The sequence below is a fragment of the Staphylococcus lugdunensis genome (assembly GCF_001558775.1).
In the GTDB taxonomy this organism is placed as follows: Bacteria; Bacillota; Bacilli; order Staphylococcales; family Staphylococcaceae; genus Staphylococcus; species Staphylococcus lugdunensis.
This window is the reverse complement of sequence record NZ_CP014022.1, coordinates 938,424-963,618: the sequence shown is the minus strand read 5'-3', so window position 1 is coordinate 963,618 and position 25,195 is coordinate 938,424. Positions and strand designations below refer to the sequence as shown.

At 33.9% G+C, this 25,195-nt stretch carries 22 protein-coding genes, 1 other RNA gene and 1 pseudogene; 20 read left to right on the top strand and 4 right to left on the bottom strand.

The features are described from left to right. Positions 1-124: 124 nt before the first annotated feature. From rapZ to clpP, 4 genes are all read left to right on the top strand, one after another. Positions 125-1,036, top strand: coding sequence for an RNase adapter RapZ (gene rapZ, locus AL499_RS04590; protein WP_002459702.1), 912 nt, complete (start codon positions 125-127; stop codon positions 1,034-1,036). After that, positions 1,033-2,040 carry a gluconeogenesis factor YvcK family protein gene (locus AL499_RS04585; RefSeq protein ID WP_002459701.1) on the top strand — a complete coding sequence of 336 codons (1,008 nt, stop codon included), beginning with the start codon at positions 1,033-1,035 and terminating at the stop codon, positions 2,038-2,040. Before rapZ ends, AL499_RS04585 begins: the two co-directional genes overlap by 4 nt. Before the next feature lie 45 nt (positions 2,041-2,085). Further along, positions 2,086-3,030: a DNA-binding protein WhiA gene (gene whiA, locus AL499_RS04580; protein ID WP_002459700.1), complete on the top strand. Its 945-nt coding sequence runs from the start codon at positions 2,086-2,088 to the stop codon at positions 3,028-3,030. 358 nt (positions 3,031-3,388) lie between these two features. Further along, positions 3,389-3,976 carry an ATP-dependent Clp endopeptidase proteolytic subunit ClpP gene (gene clpP, locus AL499_RS04570; protein WP_002459699.1) on the top strand — a complete coding sequence of 196 codons (588 nt, stop codon included), beginning with the start codon at positions 3,389-3,391 and terminating at the stop codon, positions 3,974-3,976. 303 nt (positions 3,977-4,279) lie between these two features. Here the strand turns inward: clpP and AL499_RS04565 are convergent, their stop codons facing one another. After that, positions 4,280-5,179, bottom strand: a complete 900-nt coding sequence (locus AL499_RS04565) for a TIGR01777 family oxidoreductase (protein ID WP_002492762.1) — start codon at positions 5,177-5,179, stop codon at positions 4,280-4,282. Positions 5,180-5,780: 601 nt separating this feature from the next. Here AL499_RS04565 and AL499_RS04560 point away from each other — a divergent pair. The 13 genes from AL499_RS04560 (at position 5,781) to ssrA (ending at position 19,292) form a co-directional block, all read left to right on the top strand. Beyond that, positions 5,781-6,410, top strand: a complete 630-nt coding sequence (locus AL499_RS04560; RefSeq protein ID WP_002492757.1) for a DUF4887 domain-containing protein — start codon at positions 5,781-5,783, stop codon at positions 6,408-6,410. A 352-nt stretch (positions 6,411-6,762) separates the two neighbouring features. Beyond that, entirely contained in the window at positions 6,763-7,782 is a 1,020-nt protein-coding gene (locus AL499_RS04555) for a sugar-binding transcriptional regulator (RefSeq protein ID WP_002459696.1), read from the top strand. A 47-nt stretch (positions 7,783-7,829) separates the two neighbouring features. Beyond that, positions 7,830-8,840, top strand: a complete 1,011-nt coding sequence (gene gap, locus AL499_RS04550) for a type I glyceraldehyde-3-phosphate dehydrogenase (RefSeq protein WP_002459695.1) — start codon at positions 7,830-7,832, stop codon at positions 8,838-8,840. A gap of 132 nt (positions 8,841-8,972) precedes the next feature. Further along, positions 8,973-10,163 carry a phosphoglycerate kinase gene (locus AL499_RS04545; protein ID WP_002492750.1) on the top strand — a complete coding sequence of 397 codons (1,191 nt, stop codon included), beginning with the start codon at positions 8,973-8,975 and terminating at the stop codon, positions 10,161-10,163. A 125-nt stretch (positions 10,164-10,288) separates the two neighbouring features. Next, positions 10,289-11,050 carry a triose-phosphate isomerase gene (gene tpiA / locus AL499_RS04540; protein WP_002492764.1) on the top strand — a complete coding sequence of 254 codons (762 nt, stop codon included), beginning with the start codon at positions 10,289-10,291 and terminating at the stop codon, positions 11,048-11,050. 2 nt (positions 11,051-11,052) lie between these two features. Continuing rightward, the gene (gene gpmI / locus AL499_RS04535) at positions 11,053-12,573 is read left to right on the top strand and encodes a 2,3-bisphosphoglycerate-independent phosphoglycerate mutase (RefSeq protein WP_002492744.1); all 1,521 of its coding nucleotides are present in this window, start codon (positions 11,053-11,055) and stop codon (positions 12,571-12,573) included. 135 nt (positions 12,574-12,708) lie between these two features. Next, positions 12,709-14,022, top strand: coding sequence for a surface-displayed alpha-enolase (gene eno / locus AL499_RS04530; RefSeq protein WP_002459691.1), 1,314 nt, complete (start codon positions 12,709-12,711; stop codon positions 14,020-14,022). Positions 14,023-14,311: 289 nt separating this feature from the next. After that, positions 14,312-14,773 carry a hypothetical protein gene (locus tag AL499_RS04525; protein ID WP_002492742.1) on the top strand — a complete coding sequence of 154 codons (462 nt, stop codon included), beginning with the start codon at positions 14,312-14,314 and terminating at the stop codon, positions 14,771-14,773. Between the two features lie 69 nt (positions 14,774-14,842). After that, positions 14,843-15,076 (top strand): preprotein translocase subunit SecG, encoded by a 234-nt coding sequence (gene secG, locus AL499_RS04520; protein WP_002459689.1) that lies wholly within the window; start codon positions 14,843-14,845, stop codon positions 15,074-15,076. Positions 15,077-15,222: 146 nt separating this feature from the next. Then, entirely contained in the window at positions 15,223-15,963 is a 741-nt protein-coding gene (locus tag AL499_RS04515) for an alpha/beta hydrolase (RefSeq protein WP_002479324.1), read from the top strand. A 40-nt stretch (positions 15,964-16,003) separates the two neighbouring features. Then, on the top strand, positions 16,004-18,379 hold the full coding sequence (gene rnr, locus AL499_RS04510) for a ribonuclease R (RefSeq protein WP_002492752.1): 2,376 nt from the start codon (positions 16,004-16,006) through the stop codon (positions 18,377-18,379). Between the two features lie 21 nt (positions 18,380-18,400). Further along, positions 18,401-18,865: an SsrA-binding protein SmpB gene (gene smpB, locus AL499_RS04505; RefSeq protein ID WP_002492746.1), complete on the top strand. Its 465-nt coding sequence runs from the start codon at positions 18,401-18,403 to the stop codon at positions 18,863-18,865. Between the two features lie 65 nt (positions 18,866-18,930). After that, positions 18,931-19,292, top strand: a transfer-messenger RNA (tmRNA) gene (ssrA, locus tag AL499_RS04500). Between the two features lie 108 nt (positions 19,293-19,400). On the opposite strand, the pseudogene AL499_RS12290 reads toward ssrA, so the two are convergent. Beyond that, positions 19,401-19,661 (bottom strand): annotated as a pseudogene (locus tag AL499_RS12290) (tyrosine-type recombinase/integrase); the annotation flags it as partial. A gap of 329 nt (positions 19,662-19,990) precedes the next feature. On the opposite strand from AL499_RS12290, the gene AL499_RS04495 reads away from it, so the two are divergent. Then, on the top strand, positions 19,991-20,377 hold the full coding sequence (locus AL499_RS04495) for a DUF1433 domain-containing protein (RefSeq protein WP_172412343.1): 387 nt from the start codon (positions 19,991-19,993) through the stop codon (positions 20,375-20,377). Positions 20,378-20,927: 550 nt separating this feature from the next. Here AL499_RS04495 and AL499_RS04490 read toward each other — a convergent pair. Further along, complete coding sequence (locus tag AL499_RS04490) at positions 20,928-21,437, bottom strand: YagU family protein (protein ID WP_002492767.1); 510 nt, start codon at positions 21,435-21,437, stop codon at positions 20,928-20,930. A 608-nt stretch (positions 21,438-22,045) separates the two neighbouring features. Between AL499_RS04490 and AL499_RS04485 the strand changes: the two genes are divergently transcribed. Beyond that, complete coding sequence (locus AL499_RS04485) at positions 22,046-22,564, top strand: MarR family winged helix-turn-helix transcriptional regulator (RefSeq protein WP_002492753.1); 519 nt, start codon at positions 22,046-22,048, stop codon at positions 22,562-22,564. Further along, on the top strand, positions 22,557-22,916 hold the full coding sequence (locus tag AL499_RS04480) for a rhodanese-like domain-containing protein (protein ID WP_002492756.1): 360 nt from the start codon (positions 22,557-22,559) through the stop codon (positions 22,914-22,916). Before AL499_RS04485 ends, AL499_RS04480 begins: the two co-directional genes overlap by 8 nt. 746 nt (positions 22,917-23,662) lie before the next feature. Here AL499_RS04480 and AL499_RS04475 read toward each other — a convergent pair. Then, on the bottom strand, positions 23,663-24,892 hold the full coding sequence (locus AL499_RS04475; protein ID WP_002492745.1) for an MFS transporter: 1,230 nt from the start codon (positions 24,890-24,892) through the stop codon (positions 23,663-23,665). Positions 24,893-25,195: the final 303 nt, after the last annotated feature.

Sequence of the window (25,195 nt, the reverse complement as noted above, 5' to 3'; positions counted from 1 at the left end):
CAGTACTATTTAGATTAAAATGGTACTGGCTTTTATTTACATACTTACATTTGTTTAAGCTATACGTTATGATTAAAGCATATAAAAATAAGTTGGAATAAAAAGTTATGGTGGTGATTCTGATATGACTCAATCAGAAAGGGAAATAAGTAAAAGTGAATTACTCGTTGTAACTGGTCTATCTGGGGCCGGTAAATCACTCGTTATTCAAAGCTTGGAGGATATTGGCTTTTTTTGTGTGGACAATTTGCCGCCAATATTATTGCCAAAATTTGTAGAGCTTATGGAACAAGGCAACCCTTCATTGCATAAAGTAGCCATAGCTATTGATTTACGTGGGAAAGAACTATTCACCTCACTCGTACAAGAAATTGATAACATAAAAAGTCGCAATGACGTTATTGTTGATGTTATGTTTTTAGAAGCGAGTACAGAAAAGCTTATTTCACGCTATAAAGAATCAAGACGTGCCCATCCGTTGAATGTAAAAGGAGAAGTATCGTTAATTGATGCGATTGAAGAAGAACGCCAACTGCTTTCAAGAATACGCACAATTGCTAATTATATAGTAGACACAACAACGATGAAACCGAAAGAATTAAGAACACGTGTTAATAAGTATTTTAAAGATGAAACATTTAAATCATTTAGTATCAATGTTACTAGCTTTGGATTTAAACATGGCATTCAAAAAGACGCCGACTTAGTATTTGATGTACGTTTTTTGCCAAATCCGTACTATGTTGAAGACTTAAGACCGATGACTGGTGAAGATGAACCTGTATATAATTATGTTATGAAATGGAAAGAAACTGAAATTTTCTTTGATAAACTAATGGATTTATTAAAATTTATGATTCCAGGTTATAAAAAAGAGGGTAAATCTCAATTAGTGATTGCAATCGGGTGTACAGGCGGTCAACATCGTTCTGTAGCACTTGCGCGACGCATCGGAGAAAAGCTCGATGAAATTTTTGACTATAATGTATATGTTCATCATAGAGATGCGCATATTGAAAGTGGCGTGAATAAATGAAAAAGCTAAAAATTGTGCTTATCGGTGGTGGCACAGGACTATCCGTATTAGCAAGAGGACTTAGAAACTATCCAATAGATATTACTGCAATTGTGACAGTGGCAGATGACGGTGGTAGTACAGGCGTAATACGTAATGAAATGGATATTCCGGCACCAGGAGATATTCGCAATGTCATCGCAGCATTAAGTGACGCTGAACCTATCATACAAGATTTATTTCAATATCGCTTTGAAGCTAATCAAATTGGCGGCCATTCGTTAGGCAATTTATTATTGGCAGCACTGACAAATATAGAAAATGATTTTGGTCACGCAGTAAAAGAACTGAGTAAAATATTAAACATCAAAGGTAAAGTTATCCCATCAACTAATACGAGCGTTAAATTAAATGCCGTTTTTAAAGATGGAGAAATTGTTTCTGGTGAGTCCAGCATACCAAAACGCAATAAACAAATTGAACGGGTCTATTTAGAGCCAAGCGATGTAAAACCAATGGATGAAGCAGTACAAGCCATAAAAGAGGCCGATTTAATCGTTCTAGGACCAGGTTCACTCTATACAAGCGTCATATCAAATTTATGTGTCAACGGCATCCAGAAAGCACTATTTGATACCGACGCACCAAAGTTATATGTAGCAAATGTAATGACGCAACCAGGTGAAACCAATGGTTATGATGTGTTAGACCATATTAATGCGATACATAAGCATGCAGGTAAAGATTTTATCAAATATGTGATATGTAACACGCAATTATATGATGAAGCAGTGCTAGCACATTATAAGAAACAGAATGCTGAACCTGTAGCAGCCCATTATGACATGTTAACAGCTAAAGGATTAAAGGTAATTACAGCTTCCAACTTAATCGAAGTGTCTAAAGATTACCGGGTAAGGCACAACAACGAAGTGTTAGCCAAATTAATATATGATATAGCACTAGATTTAACAAGTACAATACCGTTTAAACCAACACGGCATCAATCAAAATCTAACGATTAGACTGTTAGTAGTTGACAATGACGCGATTAGAAAGGTGAAGGTAACATGAGTTTTGCTTCTGAAATGAAAAATGAATTAACACGAATTGAAGTTGACGATTTAAATGCGAAAGCAGAACTTAGTGCATTGATTCGAATGAACGGTGCGCTTAGTCTTTCTAATCAGCAATTCGTCATTAATGTGCAAACTGAAAATGCAGCAACAGCACGTCGTATTTATTCATTAATTAAACGTGTGTTTGATGTTGAGGTAGAAATCTTAGTACGTAAAAAGATGAAATTAAAGAAAAATAATATATATATTTGTCGGACAAAAGTGCAGGCAAAAGAAATATTAGATGCTCTTGGAATATTGAAAAATGGGATCTTTACCTATGATATTGATAAAGAAATTATTCAAGATGATGAAATGAGACGTAGTTATTTACGCGGCGCATTCTTAGCGGGGGGATCGGTAAATAATCCCGAGACCTCTTCATACCATTTAGAAATATTTTCACAGTATGAAGATCATTCAGAAGGCTTAGTAAAATTAATGAACCACTATGAGCTAAATGCGAAACATTTAGAACGTAAAAAGGGAAGTATTGCTTATCTGAAGGAAGCAGAAAAAATATCAGATTTCTTAAGTCTTATTGGTGGTTACCAGGCTTTATTAAAATTTGAAGATGTACGAATCGTGCGCGACATGAGAAATTCAGTAAATCGTTTGGTAAATTGTGAAACGGCGAATTTAAATAAGACTGTAAGTGCTGCAATGAAGCAAGTTGAAAGCATTCGGCTTATCGACAAAGAGATTGGATTAGATAATCTACCAGACCGTTTACGTGAAATAGCTAAGCTACGTGTTGAGCATCAAGAGATTTCATTAAAAGAATTAGGTGAAATGTTATCGACAGGAGCCATTTCTAAATCTGGTGTTAACCATCGATTACGCAAATTAAATGAATTAGCAGATAAAATCAGAAGCGGAGAAAAAATCGATTTATAATAGTTTCATACAGTATTTAATCATGATTTATATAACACATAGAAAACACCCGAATGGTTTGAGATTGATTAAACCAATCGGGTGTTTTAATATGTAGCCCCCTCGAGAGGAATCGAACCTCTATTGTAAGAACCGGAATCTTAAGTGTTATCCATTACACTACGAGGGGTAAATAAAATATAATCAAAACGCTGTACTCATTGCGTGTTTAACAGTACAATCTAGTTTAGTGAGCGAATCTAGTTTACAAAATGTAGAACCAAACGTCAATAAGATAAAATAATAAAGCGTCTTTTTTGACCATTTTTGACTTTTAAGGTAAACTAACATTACTAGTTATTATAAGGAGGCAATATGAATGAATTTAATTCCTACAGTAATTGAAACAACAAACCGTGGAGAACGTGCCTATGACATCTATTCACGTTTATTAAAAGACCGTATTATCATGTTAGGATCAGCAATTGATGATAACGTTGCGAATTCAATTGTATCACAATTATTGTTTTTACAAGCACAAGATTCTGAAAAAGATATTTATTTATATATCAATTCACCAGGTGGAAGTGTAACAGCTGGTTTTGCAATTTATGATACAATTCAACATATCAAACCAGACGTACAAACGATTTGTATTGGTATGGCAGCATCAATGGGGTCATTCTTATTAGCTGCTGGCGCTAAAGGTAAACGTTTTGCATTACCAAATGCTGAAGTAATGATTCACCAACCACTAGGCGGTGCTCAAGGTCAAGCAACTGAAATTGAAATCGCAGCAAACCATATTTTAAAAACACGTGAAAAATTAAATCGTATTTTAGCTGAACGTACTGGTCAATCTATTGAACAAATTCAAAAAGATACAGATCGTGATAATTTCTTAACTGCTGAAGAAGCGAAAGCGTATGGCTTAATTGATGAAGTCATGGAACCAGAAGACAAATAATATATACAATTCAACAGAGCAAAAATTGCTTGAGACATCAATGTCTCAGACAAGTAGAAGAAGGCGATTTCTATTGAAATTTAGTAGAGATCGCCTTCTTCATTATTAATATATTAAGTAACAATAAGACCACACAAAAGAACCAACATGACGGAGTATTGAATATAGAAGAAGCACACAGATGATTTGTGTCAAACCATCTGTGTGCTAATATTTTATGATTTATGTCCCAGCTTATTCAGCCTATATTGACATTAGGTGACTGAATTGAAAATGAATTTTGTTCTGCTTCCTTTTAAATATTTATTGAACTAAATCATCTAATGCTGATTTTAAATGAGGATAGCTAAATTGGAAACCTAGCGCTTCGAGTTTATTTGGTAACACCTTTTGTGTATCTAATACAACGGTTGACATTTCACCAAGTACAGTACGTAACACGAATGCTGGCACCCATGTTTCGTGTGGTCGATGCATGGCGCGTCCTAAAGTATAGCCAAATAAATTTTGACGTTCGGCGATAGGTGCTGCAAAATTAAATGGGCCTGCTGCATCTGGTTCATCAATAGTGAAAAGAATAGCACGTACTAGGTCATCAATATGAATCCATGAATACCATTGGAATCCAGAGCCTAATTTTCCACCAACGAAAAATTTATAAGGTAATTCCATCGTTTGTAGTGCACCACCATCATCAGATAAAATCATGCTGAATCTTCCTAAAATCACACGCGTTCCGAATTGTTCAAATTTCTTGGCAAAACGTTCCCATTGATATACAACATCAGATAGAAAATCAAAAGGTGACGTTTGATATAACTCAGTATAAGAACGATTGATATCATGTGGATAATAACCCATTGCACTTGCATTAAATAACACTTCAGGTTTATCTGAGCGCTGTTCAAATAATGACACTAATGCTTGAGTAGATTGGATACGACTAGTCATAATGAGTTGTTTATAGCTATCAGTCCAGCGTTTATTTAAGGTAGCGCCTGCTAAATTTATAACAACATCAATATGACCAATTTCTTGCTCCCACCCGTCTTTAGACCAGTTAACATAGGTAATATGATTATTTTGACTGACTTTATCGCTACGCGTGAGAATGGTGATTTGTGCTGATTCACGTTGTAAAATACGATCCACAAGATGGTGTCCTACCATGCCGGTACCACCAGTGATTAAATAATGTTTCATGCAAGTCACCTCTATAATTTTTTTCTTTTAAGAACTATTATTAATAGTCATTATAATTGTTCAAACTTTATACAATAGTTAGTCATTAATATGTCATTTACTTTCTTTATAAATGGTTTTAAATCATTTTGAATAAGTTATAATAAAAGCGTACCTTCGATAATTAATTAGACATCTCTTAATTAGTATGAGTATACCCCATATTATACCCTCGAAGGTAAATTTTGACTCCCTTTAGTAGTGACCCATGCGATAAGCGTATGGGTCTATTTTACTATATAATTGTAAAACCACTAACAACAACAGATATGCTAACAATACCTATTAATATTATTCTTTATCATCCCACGCATAATATCAACTTTTATGTTTCAAAGTTACAATATGATAGCTGATTTTTTCAATTATTTAACTAAAATTAGAGGGATGTAAGGAAATCTTAATAATTAAATTAATGTTCCCAAGAACTGAAAATGTTATCATATAAATGATAATAAAAAAGTGAGTTGTGTATGAATATCTTTTAATGACATATTGATGTAAAATGTACCATCATAATAGTAAATTATTATACTCAAATATAGAGAAGTGAGGGAGCCTATTGTCTAAGGAAAATAAACAGTTCAATGATTATGAAGATTCAGATAAGAAACGTATGGGCACAGGCGCAAAAGTGATAAGTATCATAACAGTATTATTGCTTTTAGGTGGATTAGTTTTTGCAGTCTTTTCATTTGTAGACCATTCTAATCGCGCCAATGAAAGACTTAACAAGCAGTCAACTGAGGAAAAGAAAGAAGATTCAAAGAAAAAAGACAATAAAACGAATGAGCAAAAGAAAAAGCAACCGACGCAAGAAACACAACAAACGCAGCAACAAATTCCACAAACGCAACAAACACCTCAGACAACGCAACAACCACCAGCGACACAACAAAAGCCAAGAAAACCTTCCACTGAGGAACGGAATACACAAGAGAAAAATACTAAAGAGCCGTCTACCGAAGAAAATAATCAGCCTGACAAAACTAAAGAACCAGCTACACAAGAAAAGTCTAAAGAAAGCAATTCGCGAAACGACAATAAGACGCCAACGAGAGAATCTTCAGGTCAACAACGCTCAAATAAACCATCAGCACAGCAACCTTCTTCAAATCAAAATGGACAACAAAATAAACAGCGTAACAGTCACCAATCGAACACATCACAATCAACATCTAAAGCGCAATAAAGATAAAATCAGCAAGCTAGTCATATAAGCGACTAGTTTGCTGATTTTTTATCTATGAAGCATTTTAGGCACAAAATTTATAGCTTACATCTCGTACGTAGACGATTATCATTGGTGTATCAGGGTAAGAAAATACAAGTATTAAAAGGAAAGTCGTTTAATAGTCAGACTATTGATAATTTTTTGCAATTAAATTTAAAAAAGTCGGTCAAATGTCTTGCATTTTTAAACATCACATAGTACTATTGCAGTGTAGAAAGGTTAGATTTTGTCCCGCGTGGGACTATAAACGTCAAACCTAGTTATAATTTCTACTCATTACCTTTTTTATAAAAAGAGGAGGAAGGTAGTAGTGAAAGACTTGATGAAAGTTCAACAAAAGCTCATACCTGACCTTGTTGATAAAATGTATCGTCGGTTTTCTATCTTAACTACTATCTCTAAAAACCAACCTGTAGGTCGACGTAGTTTAAGTGAATACATGGACATGACAGAACGTGTATTGAGAGCTGAAACGGATATGTTAAAAAAGCAAGAACTGATACGAGTTAAGACAACAGGTATGGAAATTACTGAAGAAGGTAAAATGGTTGTTGAATATCTCAATGATTATTTTAATGTTTATTCAGATGATCATCAGATGGCACAGCAAATTAGAGAGATTTATAATTTGAAAGAAGTTCATGTTATACCGGGTAATTCTGACACTACCGAAACGGTAAAAGCAGAAATGGGTAGACAAGCTGGACAGTTACTTGAAGGTATACTTTATGAAGATGCAATTGTATCTGTTACTGGCGGATCCACAATGGCTCGTGTCAGTGAAGCGATGCATTTACTACCTTTCAATGTCTTCTTCGTTCCAGCGCGTGGGGGCCTAGGAGAAAATATGGTCTATCAAGCAAACACCATTTCAGCAAGCATGGCACAACAAACAGGTGGTTATTACACTTCATTGTATGTGCCAGATAATGTGAGCGAAACAACTTATAATACGTTGATGATGGAACCGTCTGTCATTCATACATTAGACAAAATTAAGCAAGCAAATATTACAATACACGGTATTGGTGATGCGCTGAAAATGGCGCATAGACGTCATTCCTCTAAAGAGGTTGTTGAAAAACTTCAACATCACCATGCCGTAGCCGAGGCATTTGGTTATTATTTTGATGCTTATGGTCAAGTAGTGCATAAAGTTAAAACAATTGGACTACAACTCGAAGACCTAGAATCAAAGGAATTTATATTTGCAGTAGCTGGTGGCAAATCGAAAGGGCAAGCTATTAAAGCTTATCTCAGTATTGCGCCAGACAACACAGTCCTTATCACAGATGAGGAAGCCGCAAAGGTAATATTAAATAAGGAATAAAAAGTTATTTGACTTTTTAAATATCATTTTAAAGGAGGCCATTATTTATGGCAGTTAAAGTAGCAATCAATGGATTTGGTAGAATCGGTCGTTTAGCATTTAGAAGAATTCAAGACGTAGAAGGCATCGAGGTAGTAGCAGTAAACGACTTAACAGATGATGATATGTTAGCGCATTTATTAAAATATGACACTATGCAAGGTCGCTTCACTAGCGAAGTTGAAGTTGTTGATGGTGGTTTCCGTGTAAATGGTAAAGAAGTTAAATCATTTGAAGAACCAGACGCAAGCAAATTACCATGGGGGGACCTAGGTGTTGACGTGGTATTAGAATGTACTGGATTCTATACAGATAAAGAAAAAGCAGAAGCACACATTCATGCAGGTGCTAAAAAAGTATTAATCTCTGCGCCAGCTAAAGGTGACGTTAAAACTATCGTTTACAACACTAACCATAGTGACTTAGACGGTTCAGAAACAGTTGTATCAGGTGCTTCATGTACAACTAACTCTTTAGCACCAGTAGCTAAAGTAATCAGCGATGAATTTGGTTTAGTAGAAGGTTTAATGACAACTATCCATGCATACACTGGTGACCAAATGACTCAAGATGGCCCACACAGAAAAGGTGACAAACGTCGTGCTCGTGCAGCTGCACAAAACATCGTACCTAACTCAACTGGTGCTGCTAAAGCAATCGGTAAAGTTATTCCTGAAATCGATGGTAAATTAGACGGTGGTGCGCAACGTGTACCTGTAGCTACAGGTTCATTAACTGAATTAACTGTAGTATTAGAAAAACAAGATGTAACAGTAGAACAAGTAAACGAAGCGATGAAAAAAGCTTCTAACGAATCATTCGGTTACAATGAAGATGAAATTGTTTCTTCTGACGTAGTTGGTATGACTTACGGTTCATTATTTGATGCAACACAAACTCGTGTAATGTCAGTTGGTGGCCGTCAATTAGTTAAAGTTGCAGCTTGGTATGACAATGAAATGTCTTATACTGCACAATTAGTACGTACTTTAGAATATTTAGCTCAATTATCTAAATAATTTGTAGCATAGTTATTTGACGAGTGCTCTGTACTGATAAATAATAAAGATAAGCTTATGAGTAAGCGGGGAGCACAAACGCTTCTCCGCTTATTTTTATATGAGTGTTCCTAGTAAAAGGAGGAAATTATAATGGCAAAGAAAATTGTTTCTGATTTAGATTTAAAAGGTAAAACAGTTCTAGAACGCGCAGACTTTAACGTTCCACTTAAAGATGGAAAAATTACAAACGACAACCGAATTGTTCAAGCTTTACCGACAATTAAATACATCATTGAGCAAGGTGGCAAATTAGTTTTATTCTCTCATTTAGGAAAAGTAAAACAAGAGAGTGATAAAGCTGGATTAACATTAAAACCCGTTGCTGAAGCTTTATCAGAAAAATTGGGGCAAGAAGTTATATTTGTACCTGAAACTCGCGGTGAAAAATTAGAATCAGCTATTAAAAATTTAAAAGAAGGCGACGTATTATTAGTAGAAAATACGCGTTTTGAAGACTTAGATGGTAAAAAAGAATCTAAGAACGATCCTGAATTAGGTAAATATTGGGCTTCATTAGGAGATGTATTCGTAAATGATGCATTCGGTACAGCACACCGTGAGCATGCTTCAAATGTAGGTATTTCTACTCACTTAGAAACAGCAGCAGGTTATTTAATGGAAAAAGAAATTAAATTCATTGGTGGCGTTGTAAATGACCCTCATAAACCTGTTGTAGCCATTCTTGGTGGTGCTAAAGTTTCAGATAAAATCGGTGTTATTAAAAACTTAGTCAACATTACTGATAAAATTCTTATCGGTGGTGGTATGGCATATACATTTATTAAAGCGCAAGGTCACGAAATAGGAAAATCATTATTAGAAGAAGATAAAATTGATTTCGCCAAAGAATTATTGGCGTCTAATGGAGATCAAATTATTTTACCAGTTGATGCAAAGGTAGCTGCAGAATTCTCTAATGATGCAGCAATTACTGAAGTAGCTATTGATCAAATTCCAGCTGACCAGGAAGCATTAGATGTTGGACCAAAAACGGTTGAATTGTTCAACAAAGAATTACAAGGTGCACATACAGTAGTTTGGAATGGACCAATGGGTGTCTTCGAATTCAGTAATTTTGCTCAAGGTACCATTGGCGTTTGTAAATCAATTGCAGCATTAGACGATGCCATTACAATTATTGGTGGTGGAGATTCAGCTGCAGCTGCAATTTCATTAGGATTTGCTGATGACTTTACACATATCTCTACTGGTGGCGGTGCTTCATTAGAATATCTTGAAGGTAAAGAACTACCAGGTATCAAAGCAATTAATAATAAATAAAATTGTCGTCAGAAATTGATTTATTGGCTAACATATAAAGTGCGGTGGCTTATTCCATGTACTGAGTTATTAGTTTAAGTCATGCGCCTTTAACCTTTAGAATTTAAACAATAGGAGTGTTATTAATGAGAAAACCAATTATTGCTGGCAACTGGAAAATGAATAAAACAGTTCAAGAAGCAAAAGATTTTGTAAATAATTTGCCAACTTTACCAGATGAAAAAGAAGTAGAGTCAGTAATCTGTGCACCAACAATTCAACTTGATGCTTTGATTACGTTAGTAAAAGAAGGTAAAGCAACAAGCCTTAAAATCGGTGCTCAAAATACTTATTTTGAGGATAATGGTGCTTATACAGGTGAAACATCTCCTGTAGCATTAGCTGATTTAGGCGTTAAATACGTGGTTATCGGACACTCTGAACGTCGTGAATTATTCCATGAAACAGATGAAGATGTAAATAAAAAAGCACATGCAGTCTTTAACCATCACATGACACCAATTATTTGTGTAGGTGAAACGGATGAAGAACGTGAAAATGGCAAAGCAAACGATATTGTAAGTAATCAAGTTAAAAAAGCTGTTGCTGGCTTAACTGATGCACAACTTAAAGAAGTTGTAATTGCTTATGAACCAATTTGGGCAATTGGTACTGGTAAATCTGCAACATCTGATGATGCGAATGAAATGTGTGCACAAGTACGACGCACATTAGCTGAAGTTTCTAGCCAAGATGTAGCAGACGCAACACGCATTCAATACGGTGGTAGCGTTAAACCAAACAACGTAAAAGAATACATGGCACAACCAGATATCGATGGCGCTTTAGTCGGTGGCGCATCTCTTAAAGTGGAAGATTTCGTTCAATTGTTAGAAGGTGCAAAATAATAATGGCGAAACAACCTACTGCATTAATTATTTTAGATGGCTTTGCAAATCGTGAGGAAGAACACGGTAATGCTGTTAAGCAAGCCAACAAACCTAATTTCGATAGATATTATAATAAGTATCCTACAACGCAAATTGAAGCAAGTGGTCTAGATGTAGGTTTACCTCCAGGCCAAATGGGTAATTCCGAAGTCGGGCATATGAATATTGGTGCAGGAAGAATCGTGTATCAAAGTTTAACGCGTATTAATAAAGCGATTGAAGAAGGAGACTTCTTTGATAATGATGTCTTGAACAATGCGATTCAACATGTCAAAGATCATCAATCTACTTTACATGTTTTTGGCTTGCTCTCTGATGGCGGTGTGCATAGTCACTATAAACACCTATTTGCATTATTAGAGTTAGCAAAACAACGTGGCATAGACAAAGTTTATGTCCATGCGTTCTTAGATGGTCGTGATGTAGATCAAAAATCAGCATTAAAATATATTGCTGAAACCGAAGATAAATTTAAAGAACTAGGTATTGGACAGTTCGCCTCTGTTTCAGGTCGCTATTATGCTATGGATAGAGACAAACGTTGGGATCGTGAGCAAAAAGCATATAACGCAATACGTGCTTTTGAAGGACCCCAATTTGCTTCAGCCGAAGAAGGTGTAGAAGCTAACTATGCTAAAGATTTAACCGATGAATTTGTAGAACCATTTATTATTGAAGGTCAAAATGAAGGAGTCAATGATGGCGATGCGGTAATTTTCTTTAACTTCCGTCCAGACCGTGCAGCTCAATTATCAGAAATATTTACAAACAAAGCTTTTGGTGGCTTTAAAGTAGAACAAGTCAAAGATTTATTCTATGCCACATTCACGAAATATAATGATCACATTGATGCTGAAATTGTCTTTGAAAAGGTTGATTTAACTAATACAATTGGTCAAGTAGCTCAAGATAACCAATTAAAGCAATTGCGTATTGCCGAAACAGAAAAGTATCCACACGTCACTTATTTCATGAGTGGTGGTAGAAATGAAGAATTTGAAGGTGAACGTCGTCGTTTAATCGATTCTCCAAAAGTAGCAACATATGACTTGAAACCTGAAATGAGTGCTTATGAAGTTAAAGATGCTTTACTTGAAGAGTTGGATAAAGGCGATTTAGATTTAATTATCTTAAACTTTGCTAATCCCGATATGGTTGGACATAGTGGTATGTTAGCGCCAACAATCAAAGCAATTGAAGCGGTAGATGATTGTTTAGGTGAAGTCGTTGATAAAATCTTAGAAATGAACGGCTATGCCATTATTACAGCTGATCATGGTAACTCAGATGAAGTATTAACGGATGATGATCAACCGATGACGACACATACCACAAACCCAGTTCCAGTAATCGTCACTAAAGAAGGCGTAGAATTACGGAAAACTGGCCGTCTTGGTGATTTAGCGCCAACATTGTTAGATTTATTGAATGTAACGCAACCAGAAGAAATGACAGGCGAATCACTCATTAAACATGACTAAAAACATTGTTTAATGGTGAAATCATTGATGCGCAATGATGACATACAGCTTGTCTGCTAATATATGAAATTATTTTATTAATTATTCAAATCAAGCTATAATAGCTTTAGATTAAAGTAAAAGGAGTTTTTGAACATGCCAATTATTACAGATGTTTATGCTCGCGAAGTCTTAGACTCACGTGGTAACCCAACAGTTGAAGTTGAAGTATTAACTGAAAGCGGTGCGTTTGGCCGTGCATTAGTGCCATCAGGTGCTTCTACTGGTGAACACGAAGCCGTTGAATTACGTGATGGTGATAAATCACGTTATGGTGGTAAAGGTGTTACTAAAGCTGTTGAAAATGTTAACGAAATTATCGCACCAGAAATCATTGAAGGTGAATTTTCAGTATTAGATCAAGTATCTATCGATAAAATGATGATTCAATTAGATGGTACGCCAAACAAAGGTAAATTAGGTGCAAACGCAATTTTAGGTGTTTCTATCGCTGTTGCACGTGCAGCTGCTGAATTATTAGGTCAACCTTTATATAAATATTTAGGTGGATTTAATGGTAAACAATTACCAGTTCCAATGATGAACATCGTTAATGGTGGTTCTCACTCTGATGCACCAATCGCATTCCAAGAATTTATGATTTTACCAGTAGGTGCTGAATCATTTAAAGAAGCGTTACGTTGGGGCGCAGAAATCTTCCACAACTTAAAATCAATCTTAAGCGAACGTGGTTTAGAAACTGCTGTTGGTGATGAAGGTGGATTTGCACCTAAATTTGACGGTACTGAAGATGCTGTTGAAACAATTATTAAAGCCATCGAAAAAGCAGGTTACAAACCAGGCGAAGATGTATTCTTAGGATTTGACTGTGCATCATCAGAATTCTATGAAAATGGTGTATATGATTACACTAAATTCGAAGGTGAACATGGTGCTAAACGTAGCGCAGCTGAGCAAGTTGACTACTTAGAAGAATTAATTGGTAAATACCCTATCATTACGATTGAAGATGGTATGGATGAAAATGACTGGGAAGGTTGGAAACAATTAACTGACCGCATTGGTGATAAAGTACAATTAGTTGGTGACGACCTATTTGTTACAAACACTGAAATCCTTTCTAGAGGTATTGAAGAAGGAATTGGTAACTCTATCTTAATTAAAGTTAACCAAATCGGTACATTAACAGAAACATTTGATGCGATTGAAATGGCACAAAAAGCAGGCTACACTGCAGTTGTATCACACCGTTCTGGTGAAACAGAAGATACTACAATTGCTGACATCGCAGTAGCTACAAATGCTGGCCAAATTAAAACAGGTTCATTATCTAGAACTGACCGCATTGCTAAATACAATCAATTATTACGCATTGAAGACGAATTATATGAAACTGCAAAATTTGATGGTTTAAAATCATTCTACAATTTAGACGTTTCAAAAAAATAATTTTCAAAAAATGCAATAAAAGTTCACGCTAATAATTATGAGTCTGGAACATTATTTTTGTTCCAGGCTCATAACTATATATTGGCAGTAATTGACTGGATTGAAAATACGCTGATACCAAGCTTTTTCAATCCTGTTCAACCTTGCCGGGGCAGGACTACGAATTCATAATGAAGCTATCTCGCTTTCAATCCTGTTCTATTTTTTATATAAAAAGCTGGAACGGTAATGTTATCATAGTAGTGAAACTGATATAATAAGATTTGAATTGATTAAAAGGAGTTACATGATGGAAAAACAAACTCAAGTAAGAGAAAAGCGGACGGGCAACTTAATTGCAATCAGTTCACTTGTGTTCAGCTTCTTATTAGTGTTCCATAATTTTGTCGCATTGGATATGGCTACAGCTAAAGCGCTACTTGCTTTTGCAGGTCAGAAAACATCAGATGCTGTCGCACATAATTTATTAAATGGCTTTAGATATACGGGGATTATGTATATTTTAGCTTATTTAGCCGGTATAATTGCATTTTGGAATAGACATATGTACTTATGGTGGTTTATGTTTGCCGTTTTCGTGTCAAATGCCATTTTTACCTTAATCAATATTTCACTAGTGATAAAAGGCATCACTACAGCACATTCATTCATGTATGCATTACCAATTCTTATAGTAATTATTGGTTCTTTAGCACTAGCATTGTATATGCTCGTTATCTCGATTAAACGTAAAAGTACATTTAATCGTTAGTAGATTTGATATAAACAAGCGTTCTGTGATATAATTCAGTTCGTATATAATGAATGGAGGACAATTTTCATGCATACATTTTTAATCGCACTATTAATCATTGATTGTATTGCATTAGTAACTGTTGTATTACTCCAAGAAGGTAAAAGTAATGGACTTTCAGGTGCTATTAGTGGTGGCGCAGAACAGTTATTTGGTAAGCAAAAACAACGTGGCATCGATTTATTTTTGCATAGATTAACAATTATTTTAGCAATCATATTCTTTATCATATTGATTGGCATAAGTTATTTCCAATTATAAGGTCCGACGATATAAATGTCGGGCTTTTTTAATTATAATAAGTGTATGTGACTGTTAAAGTACACAATAAATAGGAAAATAATGTCGCCTTTAAAGACATGTAATAATATAAAATAGTTATGTTTAGAAATAGGAGAGATGTTGTTATGCAAATTAAACTACCCCAACCATTCTTTTTTGAAGAAGGCCCCCGTGCTGTCTTACTGCTTCATGGTTTCACAGGAAATTCTTCAGATGTAAGACAACTAGGGCGTTATTTACAGAAAAAGGGAATCACCTCTTACGCGCCTCAATATGAAGGTCATGCGGCTCCGCCAGAAGAAATTTTAAAATCAAGCCCACATGTCTGGTTTAAAGATGCATTAGATGGTTATGATTTTCTTAAAGAAAAAGGCTATGATGATATTGTCGTTGCTGGATTATCTCTAGGTGGTGTTTTTGCACTAAAATTAAGCTTAAATCGAGATGTAAAGGGTATTGTAACGATGTGTGCTCCTATGGAAGGTAAGACTGAAGGAACAATATACGATGGTTTCCTTGAATATGCACGCAACTTCAAAAAATATGAAGGAAAAGATCAAGCAACGATTGATCAAGAAATGGAAAACTTTCACCCAACTGAGACATTAAAAGAGCTAAGTGCGACATTAAGTGAAGTTCGAGATGTTGTCGAAGAGGTGCTGGATCCCATTTTAGTTATACAAGCAGAACATGATGAGATGATTGATCCTCAATCAGCCAATTATATATATGACCATGTTGATTCAGAACAAAAAGACATTAAATGGTATGCCAATTCAGGTCACGTCATTACGATTGATAAAGAAAAAGAACAAGTTTTTGATGACATTAATGACTTTTTAAATACGTTAGAATGGTCAGAGTAAGGAATAAACAATAGAAATGAATATAGAAAGGAGGGGCATGATGAATTTAAAGCAATCCATTGAAGCAATCGTTAAGCAACCAGATTACGAACCGATGTCTGTGTCAGATTTCCAAGATGCTTTAGGTCTTAATAGTGCCGACTCATTTAGAGATTTAATAAAGGTGCTTGTTGAACTAGAACAATCGGGGTTAGTTGAACGTACAAAAACAGATAGATATCAGCGAAAACAAGGAAAGTCATTAGGCTCAAAATTGATTAAAGGAACATTGAGTCAAAACAAAAAAGGATTTGGCTTTCTTCGACCTGAAAATGATGATATGGAAGATATTTTTATTCCACCGACAAAAATAAACAGAGCCTTAGATGGTGATACAGTGATTGTTGAAGTAAAACAATCTAAAGGTGACCATAAAGGGAAAATTGAAGGTGAAGTGAAATCCATTGAAAAGCATTCGGTCACACAAGTTGTGGGAACATATAGTGAAGCTAGACATTTTGGTTTTGTCATTCCTGATGACAAACGAATTATGCAAGATATTTTTATACCCAAAGGGCAAAGTCTAGGTGCTATAGATGGTCATAAAGTACTCGTACAAATTACTAAGTATGCGGATGGACATGATAATCCAGAGGGACAAGTATCCGCTATACTTGGTCATAAAAATGATCCAGGCGTTGATATCTTGTCTATTATTTATCAACATGGCATAGAAATTGAATTTCCAGATGCAGTCTTGAAAGAAGCAGAAGCTGTTCCAGATGAGATTTCTCCATCTGAAATTGAAGGTCGTACAGATTTACGTGATGAATTAACGATTACGATTGATGGTGCAGATGCAAAAGATCTTGACGATGCCATTAGTGTTAAAGCATTAAAAAATGGAAACACCGAACTTACCGTTAGCATTGCAGATGTCAGCTACTACGTTACTGAAGATTCTCAGCTAGATAAGGAAGCTTACGATCGTGGGACAAGTGTCTATTTAGTTGACCGCGTCATACCTATGATTCCACACCGTTTAAGTAACGGTATTTGTTCATTAAATCCAGACGTTGACCGATTGACATTAAGCTGCCGTATGGAAATTAATGCACGTGGTGAAGTCGTTAATCATGACATCTTTGATAGTGTGATACATTCAGACTATCGCATGACATATGATGCTGTAAATCAGATTATTACTGAAAAAGACCCAGAAGTCCGTCAACAATATGAAGCCCTCACACCTATGCTCGATTTAGCGCAAGACTTATCACAACGCTTGATTCAAATGCGTCGTCGTCGAGGAGAAATCGACTTTGACATCAGCGAAGCGAAAGTATTAGTGAATAGTGAAGGCATTCCAACAGATGTCGTCACACGACAACGCGGTGATGGTGAACGGCTAATAGAATCGTTTATGTTGGCAGCCAATGAAACCGTAGCAGAGCATTTTAGTAACTTAGACGTACCATTTATCTATCGTGTACACGAACAGCCAAAATCCGAAAGACTAAGACAGTTTTTTGACTTTATAACGAACTTTGGCATAATGATAAAAGGTACAGGTGAAGATATTCATCCAGCTACACTACAATCTATCCAAGCAGAAGTAGAAGGACGACCAGAACAAATGGTCATCTCAACAATGATGTTACGTTCAATGCAACAAGCGCATTACGACGATGTAAACCTTGGACACTTTGGCTTATCGGCAGAATATTATACACACTTTACTTCACCAATACGTCGGTATCCAGATTTAACCGTCCATCGCTTGATTCGCAAATATTTAATTGAGCATAGCATGGACAGTAAGACACAACACTATTGGGCAGAAAAATTACCAGAAATTGCTGAACACACATCTCAACGTGAGCGTCGTGCGATAGATGCAGAACGTGATACCGATGAGCTTAAAAAAGCAGAGTATATGATTCAACATATTGGTGATCAATTCGAAGGTATTATTAGTTCTGTAGCCAACTTTGGCATGTTTGTCGAATTACCAAATACAATTGAAGGCATGGTCCATATTTCCAATATGACAGACGATTATTATCATTTTGAAGAACGTCAAATGGCATTGATTGGTGAGCGCTTAGCAAAAGTATTTAGAATTGGAGATACCGTCAAAGTTAAAGTGACCCACGTAGATGTAGATGAACGTATGATAGACTTCCAAATTGTCGGTATGCCAATATCTCAAAGTAGTAGTCAACGTCCAGCGAGAGGTAAAACCATTCAAGCTAAAACACGCGGCAAAGCTTTAGACAAATCAAAAAACGATGGGCAACGTCGCAAAAAATCTAAGAAGTCAAAACAGCGCAAAGGTAAAAATGCACGCAAAAAAGAAAAAAATGGTCAAACAAATCACAAACCATTTTACAAAGATAAAAGTGTGAAGAAAAAGTCACGAAGAAAGAAAAAATAAGCAACAAAGAGGTGATAACCAGTGGCTAAAAAGAAATCACCAGGGACATTAGCTGAAAATCGTAAAGCACGACACGACTACAACATTGAAGATACCATAGAAGCGGGCATCGTCTTACGAGGAACCGAAATAAAATCGATACGTCGTGGCAGTGCTAACTTAAAAGATAGCTATGCCCAAGTAAAACGTGGAGAAATCTATTTAAACAATATGCACATCGCACCATATGAAGAAGGAAATCGCTTTAATCATGATCCATTACGTTCTAGAAAACTCTTGTTACACAAACGAGAAATTATCAAACTAGGCGAGCGTACAAGAGAAGTAGGATACTCAATCATTCCGCTTAAACTGTATTTAAAACATGGTCATTGTAAAGTACTGCTTGGCGTAGCAAGAGGTAAGAAAAAATACGATAAACGGCAAGCGTTGAAAGAAAAAGCGATGAAACGCGATGTAGATCGTGCAATGAAAGCCCGTTATTAAGCAACGTCATTGCTTAATCGGGCTGATTTTGATATGATAATTAATGCTTGTTTATTATTCATTACGGGGACGTTCTTGGATTCGACAGGGGTCCCCCGAGCTTATTAAGCGTGTCGGAGGGTTGTCTTCGTCATCAACACATTCAGTTTATAATAACTGGCAAATCAAACAATAATTTCGCAGTAGCTGCCTAAGCGCACTCTGCATCGCCTAACCGCATTTCCTATGTGCTGTTAACGCGATTCAACCTGAATAGGATATGCTAAACACTGCCGTTTGAAGTCTGTTTAGAAGAATACCAATCAAGCTAGCACAACGTTGGTTGTCTATGACCTTTCATTGTGTGAAACTGAAATATAGACTACACACGTAGAAAGATTTGTATCAGGACCTCTGGACGCGGGTTCGAATCCCGCCGTCTCCATTATATAGCCTGCAACCACTGTGGTTGTGGGCTTTTTATTTTTAGGTGCACAAAAAGTGCGCAGATAGTGCACAACGCATAAAAAACCACTGCCTCATTTTTAGGTAGTGGTTATAAATATTTAATTATTTCTTTCTGTGTACTAAGGTACAAATGTCCGTATCTATTATATACTTCAGTGCTATCTGCATGACCTAATCGTTGTGCTATTATCATAATGCTTACACCATGATTGACTAACATAGAAGCATGAGAATGTCTTAAAATAGTAGATTCACTATAGGCTTTGAAGAACGTACCAAATAATACATAATTATCTTTATAAATGCTATTCTTTTTATATCATTTTAAATAATCTTTGCTATCGTTTATCTCTTTTGATATAAAAATAGTATTATCACTTTTAAGAAAATTAAGCTTGTGGGGATTTATTGGAATTATTATTAGTCATCTCTAGTAACAGAGATAATTACAACAATATTTTTTATTGGATTAATAGGAAATTTAATAATATAAAACTGCATGCTGAAATTATCTCAAAAGCTAGAATTGAGTGGATAAATTAATTTAGAAAGTTATCAAGTATTTGTATGAAGCGTATCAATCATTAGTTATTGGAGAAACACTTTTAAAATTTAGAAGAAAAGTTGAAAGAAATAAATTTGATACGAAATATTTAAAATTAAATAAGGATTGATTTTTTGAATAAAAAAATATTTTTAACAGTTATTATATTAATTAGTATAATATTGATCGTAGGAGGCGTCTATTTAAAAATGAAATATGATGAACAAAAAGAAAAAGAACAAAAGTACTATAATGAACAAAAAGAAAGAATAACTTTATATATGAAATACAATGTCAAAGATTTCAAAAACATTGAATTTACAGAATTCAAAAAAAATCCAATGGATGGCTATGATATTAGCGGTTATATAAATAAAGATAAAAATTTATCTTTTAGTGTAGGTATAAGGTCTACAGAAAATTTTCAATTTAATGGAAATATATCTTATTCAGAAGAATTAGAAAATAAATTTATTAAAAATACGAAAACAGTATCACAAATAAAGAAAGAACATAGGTAGGTCAAAATTGTAACTAAGCAATATTTTAAGTGGTGTTTTTACGCTGAGATATGTTCTTTGTTGAAGTAGAGATGAATTACTACGTAAAGGTTGTGGGTTATGGTAAATATCAAGTGACTAATCGTTACGATTTATGCAAATATAAGGGAACAACTGGTTTCATGCTTTGTTTAAGTAGTTTTAAAATATAATTCTATTAGAATTTATAAAGATGGCCCATCAATCAACTGAAATTACTTAGGTTCTATAATAAATCGGACTGGTGATTTATTATAGAACCAATTTTTATTAATGACTTTAGTCTGTTGAGCACGTAAAGCGTGCGAAATAAAAAATATATTCAAAACTAAGAAATGCAAGATAAAGCACTAGGTAAATTGAATGTAAGAGAAACCTCTTTATAGGCTAGCTAAAGTGACAATCACATTTTGTATTGGACATGAAATGAAAAAGCCAGCGCCTATAGACGCTGGCCGGTATAGCGGGCTTATAGTCGCAGAACAAACCACCCGTTTGACGGGTGGTTTTGATTTTAATAGTATAGCTTAAATTAAGCATTTATTATTTTTAACTTAAAAAAATATCGTCTGACCATTTCTATAACCATCATCCAAACTACATGACCAAATAGTTCAGAAATATGTTCTGTGAATGGTTGTTCAAAAGGACTTGGGACAACTTGCATGATAGGCATAATAACCAAGTGAAAAGCAATCCAAATTACAATTCCAAATAATGCACCATATCCCAAAGTAATCTTAGAATATTTATTAGCTAAAATAATATAAATAATTGCTATTACAATTGAAAAACTATAATGAACAATAAAGCTTACAAATGGCAATGCATGTTCAGAAAAACTATATGTAAGGTGTGTGACATTTGAAGGTATTCCCAATATCTGTAAGAGTTCTTGAGGCGGATTTGTTGCATCTCTAGCTGGTGTTCTTGGTGGGAACATAACTTCCCAACCCAATTTAACTATTCCTGACAATAAACCGGCTAAAATACCTACCCAAAGAACTTTTAACCAGTTTTGTTTCTTATTAGTATTGTCCATTTTTAACTTCTCCTTTCTATATCATTTTTATTATAGCATTATTAGAACTTTTTGAATATTTAATATACTATTTAAAGTTAATAGTCAAAATTAGTATTTTTGTGATGCTTTACTAAAAAATTAGGTAGATTAAGCATAGAAATCTAATTAATGTGTATGTTTGAATGATTATCTATTCTTTATGAATAACAATGTCTAATTTTTGAAAATAGCTACTTAAACAATTCATTCTGTTAGATATAAAGAGTAGAAAAAATGGAATTTCCTTTGTTTTTAGGGGACATGAAATACTAAGTCATACATTCAGTGACGTATTTTTCTCTCACGCTTCGAAAATTGTGAAATTAGATAAATAGAATAAAGCAGACATTAATTGAGACTACGAGTATTAACCAACACTACATTTAGTAATATGGTTTAAAGAATCTGCGAAAAGAGGACTGCGTATAGACGATGAAATAGTAATAAAAAGTTTGTGGTTAAGAAAAGTGAATTTGAACCTAATCTAGACACGAACTAATTGAATGTATTTATACTTTTCAAAAATAAAAATATGTGTTACGCTTTAAGTGGTTAGGCGCCTAACTATATTAGAAAGGGTTGTTCACGTGAACGAATTTTATTTGATAGATAGTCCGACTTATACAAAATTAGAAGGACTGAAAAAAGAATATGAAAACTTAGATATTATTTCTGTCATGTTATATCTTGAAATTAATAAAGCTTACAAAATTATGAAAAGTAAATATGACAAGTTTATAGAAGAATATGATTTGTCAGAAGCTAAGTTTTCAATTTTAATGTTGCTTTCTTATGAAGAAAATATGACTTTATCGCCATCAGATTTATCTAAGAAAATAGGTAATAAAAAATCAACAATTACAGGATTAGTTAAAGGGTTAGAAAAACAAGGCTTAATTAGAAGGGTTAATTTATCAAATGATAAACGTTCCAGTTATGTACAAATGACTGAAATTGGTTATTTAAAGTTGAAAGAGTTTTTACCTAATAATTATGACTTTGTGTCAAATATATTTAGTGATTTTGATGAACAAGAAAAAGAAACATTTTTTCATTTGATGAATAAATTAAGAAATAAAATAGAAGAGGATGGAGAAAATGAATAAAATTGAATTTTTAGAAACTTTTTTAAGCTTATATATTAATCATCATGTTGTGCTTGAAGATATGGAAAAAGGTACAAATAAATATACAGTTTTAGACGTAAGAAATGCACCTAAAGAAGTGAAAAAAGATAAAATTAAAGGTTCTTTAGAGATACCAGCTAAAGACTTAAATAATCGTTTAAACGAGTTATCTCAAGATAATATTTATGTTGTTTATGATTGGACTGGAGGAACGATTTTAGGTAAGCAAGCGTTGTTAGAATTATATCGAAATGGTTTTGAGGCTTATGAATTAGCTGGAGCATTAGAAGGATGGAAAGGTATGAGCTTACCATTAGAAGATGTAGAATAGTTAAGTTTTTATCAGTTATACTTTTAATTTATGCTATTTTTAAAGTTAAATTACCTTCATAAAAGAATAATTGAAATTTTAAGTGAATACATTAAAAAATCGTAAAGATGACCTTATACATGAGGTTATTTTATAAGGTGAAAAGTTATTGTATTTATTGATTCAATCAGTAATTGACGATGAAATAGCAACGAAAGAGATTGTGGTTAAGAATGGTGAAACTTGACTAGAAACTGGTAGGTTAAAACTCGTATACCATGAACATGTGGAATTTGTAGATGTACCTATCAATTCTAGTAGTAGATTAAAGGCTAATGATATATTAGGCCGTTATCTTAGATTAGCAATATTCAAATGCTGTAGTTCACATTTATTACAAATATTAGTTTTATAGAGAAAAGTAATAAGAGTCTGGGACATAATTATATTTTAGGCTCTGAGTTCTATATTGGCAGTAGTTGACTGGATTGAAAATACGCTAATACCAAGCTTTTTTCAATCCTAGTCAACCTTGCCGGGGCGGGACTAAGAATTCATTATGAATTCTGTCCCGCTCCCTTATTATTTAATATTGTTAAAACCAACCATTATATGTTTTGCAACTGTTTTTTACAATCAGCTATTGAATCAGAATTATGAGATACTTTTTTGCGAAACAAAGTACTGGCAATACCCAAGTGAATACGATTTTTTATAAAGAATATAGATATTGGCGACGAACTAAGATTCTAATTTTTACAGCATATTTAATGATTTTTAAAAATATGTTTATATTCAATTTTTTCTATTTGGGGCAGTGATCTATATGGTTTAGATAGGTAAAATATAAGGCTGCCGATTATAAATATCAGACCTGTAAGAACAAGCGTATAATCAAGATCAAAATATTTAATTAATACACCACTAGATAAGCTGCCTAAAGGTAAAGTCATTGCAGATATGCTAGTTATTATAGTAGTAATGCGTGCTAATAATTTTTCAGGAGTTACCTTTTGTTGGATTGATACTAGAGAAACGTTACCTATACTAATAGTGATAAATGAGATTGGAAATAACATCATAAAAATAATATTAGGAACATAGTTAATAAATATTAAAAGTAAACCCGAGGATAAATATAAAAATATCAAGATTTTACCATAACCAATATTTACATTCTTTATATAAGGCGCGAGTAATGAACCAACAATTAAACCTAATGAAAGTAAGCTCATTAATAAGCCAAAATAAAATGAACCACCAAGATAATTTGCTTTTAAAGGGATCCAAGTATAAAGAATTCCTAATCCAAAATTAAGAATGGAACTTAATACAGCTATTAAAAGTAATAAAGAATGATATACCTCTTGAAAGCCTTCTTTTAAATTATTTAAATATTTACCTTTATATATAGATTCTGTTTGTGTTACAGGCCATTTTATTAACATAAAAAATAAAGCAGCGATTAAAAATATTAACGAATTACCAAAATATAATGGAATGAAAGAGAGTGTAGCAACAATAATACCACTTAAAGCATTCATGATAACATCTGTACCTTGATAAGCCACACTCATAGCAGAATTTGCTTTAACTAACGCATCATTACTTACCAAAATAGGAATTGCTTTTGACTGTGCTGGATAACCTATTTGCGCACAAAACATAGCGAGTGTCACTAAAATAATTAAAAGATAAACATTTAAGATGCCAACAAAATACAAAAAAGTTATAGTTAATAAAATTAAAAATTGAAGAATAGGTGTTATGATGAGCGTCTTTCTTAAAGCAATGGCATCTACTATAGGCCCAAACAAAAAAGAAATACATATAGGAATCATTAATAATGTATTTGTTAATCCAACTAATACTGAATGATGTGTCCATTGTAAAACTGTCCATGTTGTTGCTACATAATAAAGGCTATCTCCAGCATTAATTAAAATTCTTGCTAAAAGTAGATTGAAAAAAGATTTGTTTTTATGTAAATGTTTCATATTTATCATCCTTAATTATAGTACTTTAATTAAATTATAAGTTTTTTAGTATAAAAATAAAGTATTATTAACAAATTCGTCAGTATACAATTAATTTAATTATGGTATAGAAAAAATATTGATTAAACATATGTTATACTATCTAAATGTCCATTGCCTGATTTACAAATAATTTTAACGTTGAATGATAATTTATGTTGTAAGACGCAAGTTCAATAATTCTAATGGCAATGCTCAAATAATTCGATAGATTTAGAGTAAGAGTACTTAAGGACGTTGAGAAACTACAAAACGTTTAGTATA

Excerpts from the sequence above, each read along its gene's own strand:
- rapZ (WP_002459702.1), top strand. The coding sequence starts at position 125 with ATGACTCAATCAGAAAGGGAAATAAGTAAAAGTGAATTACTCGTTGTA.
- AL499_RS04585 (WP_002459701.1), top strand. The coding sequence starts at position 1,033 with ATGAAAAAGCTAAAAATTGTGCTTATCGGTGGTGGCACAGGACTATCC.
- whiA (WP_002459700.1), top strand. The coding sequence starts at position 2,086 with ATGAGTTTTGCTTCTGAAATGAAAAATGAATTAACACGAATTGAAGTT.
- clpP (WP_002459699.1), top strand. The coding sequence starts at position 3,389 with ATGAATTTAATTCCTACAGTAATTGAAACAACAAACCGTGGAGAACGT.
- AL499_RS04565 (WP_002492762.1), bottom strand. The coding sequence starts at position 5,179 with ATGAAACATTATTTAATCACTGGTGGTACCGGCATGGTAGGACACCAT.
- gap (WP_002459695.1), top strand. The coding sequence starts at position 7,830 with ATGGCAGTTAAAGTAGCAATCAATGGATTTGGTAGAATCGGTCGTTTA.
- AL499_RS04545 (WP_002492750.1), top strand. The coding sequence starts at position 8,973 with ATGGCAAAGAAAATTGTTTCTGATTTAGATTTAAAAGGTAAAACAGTT.
- tpiA (WP_002492764.1), top strand. The coding sequence starts at position 10,289 with ATGAGAAAACCAATTATTGCTGGCAACTGGAAAATGAATAAAACAGTT.
- gpmI (WP_002492744.1), top strand. The coding sequence starts at position 11,053 with ATGGCGAAACAACCTACTGCATTAATTATTTTAGATGGCTTTGCAAAT.
- eno (WP_002459691.1), top strand. The coding sequence starts at position 12,709 with ATGCCAATTATTACAGATGTTTATGCTCGCGAAGTCTTAGACTCACGT.
- AL499_RS04525 (WP_002492742.1), top strand. The coding sequence starts at position 14,312 with ATGGAAAAACAAACTCAAGTAAGAGAAAAGCGGACGGGCAACTTAATT.
- secG (WP_002459689.1), top strand. The coding sequence starts at position 14,843 with ATGCATACATTTTTAATCGCACTATTAATCATTGATTGTATTGCATTA.
- AL499_RS04515 (WP_002479324.1), top strand. The coding sequence starts at position 15,223 with ATGCAAATTAAACTACCCCAACCATTCTTTTTTGAAGAAGGCCCCCGT.
- rnr (WP_002492752.1), top strand. The coding sequence starts at position 16,004 with ATGAATTTAAAGCAATCCATTGAAGCAATCGTTAAGCAACCAGATTAC.
- AL499_RS04490 (WP_002492767.1), bottom strand. The coding sequence starts at position 21,437 with ATGGACAATACTAATAAGAAACAAAACTGGTTAAAAGTTCTTTGGGTA.
- AL499_RS04480 (WP_002492756.1), top strand. The coding sequence starts at position 22,557 with ATGAATAAAATTGAATTTTTAGAAACTTTTTTAAGCTTATATATTAAT.
- AL499_RS04475 (WP_002492745.1), bottom strand. The coding sequence starts at position 24,892 with ATGAAACATTTACATAAAAACAAATCTTTTTTCAATCTACTTTTAGCA.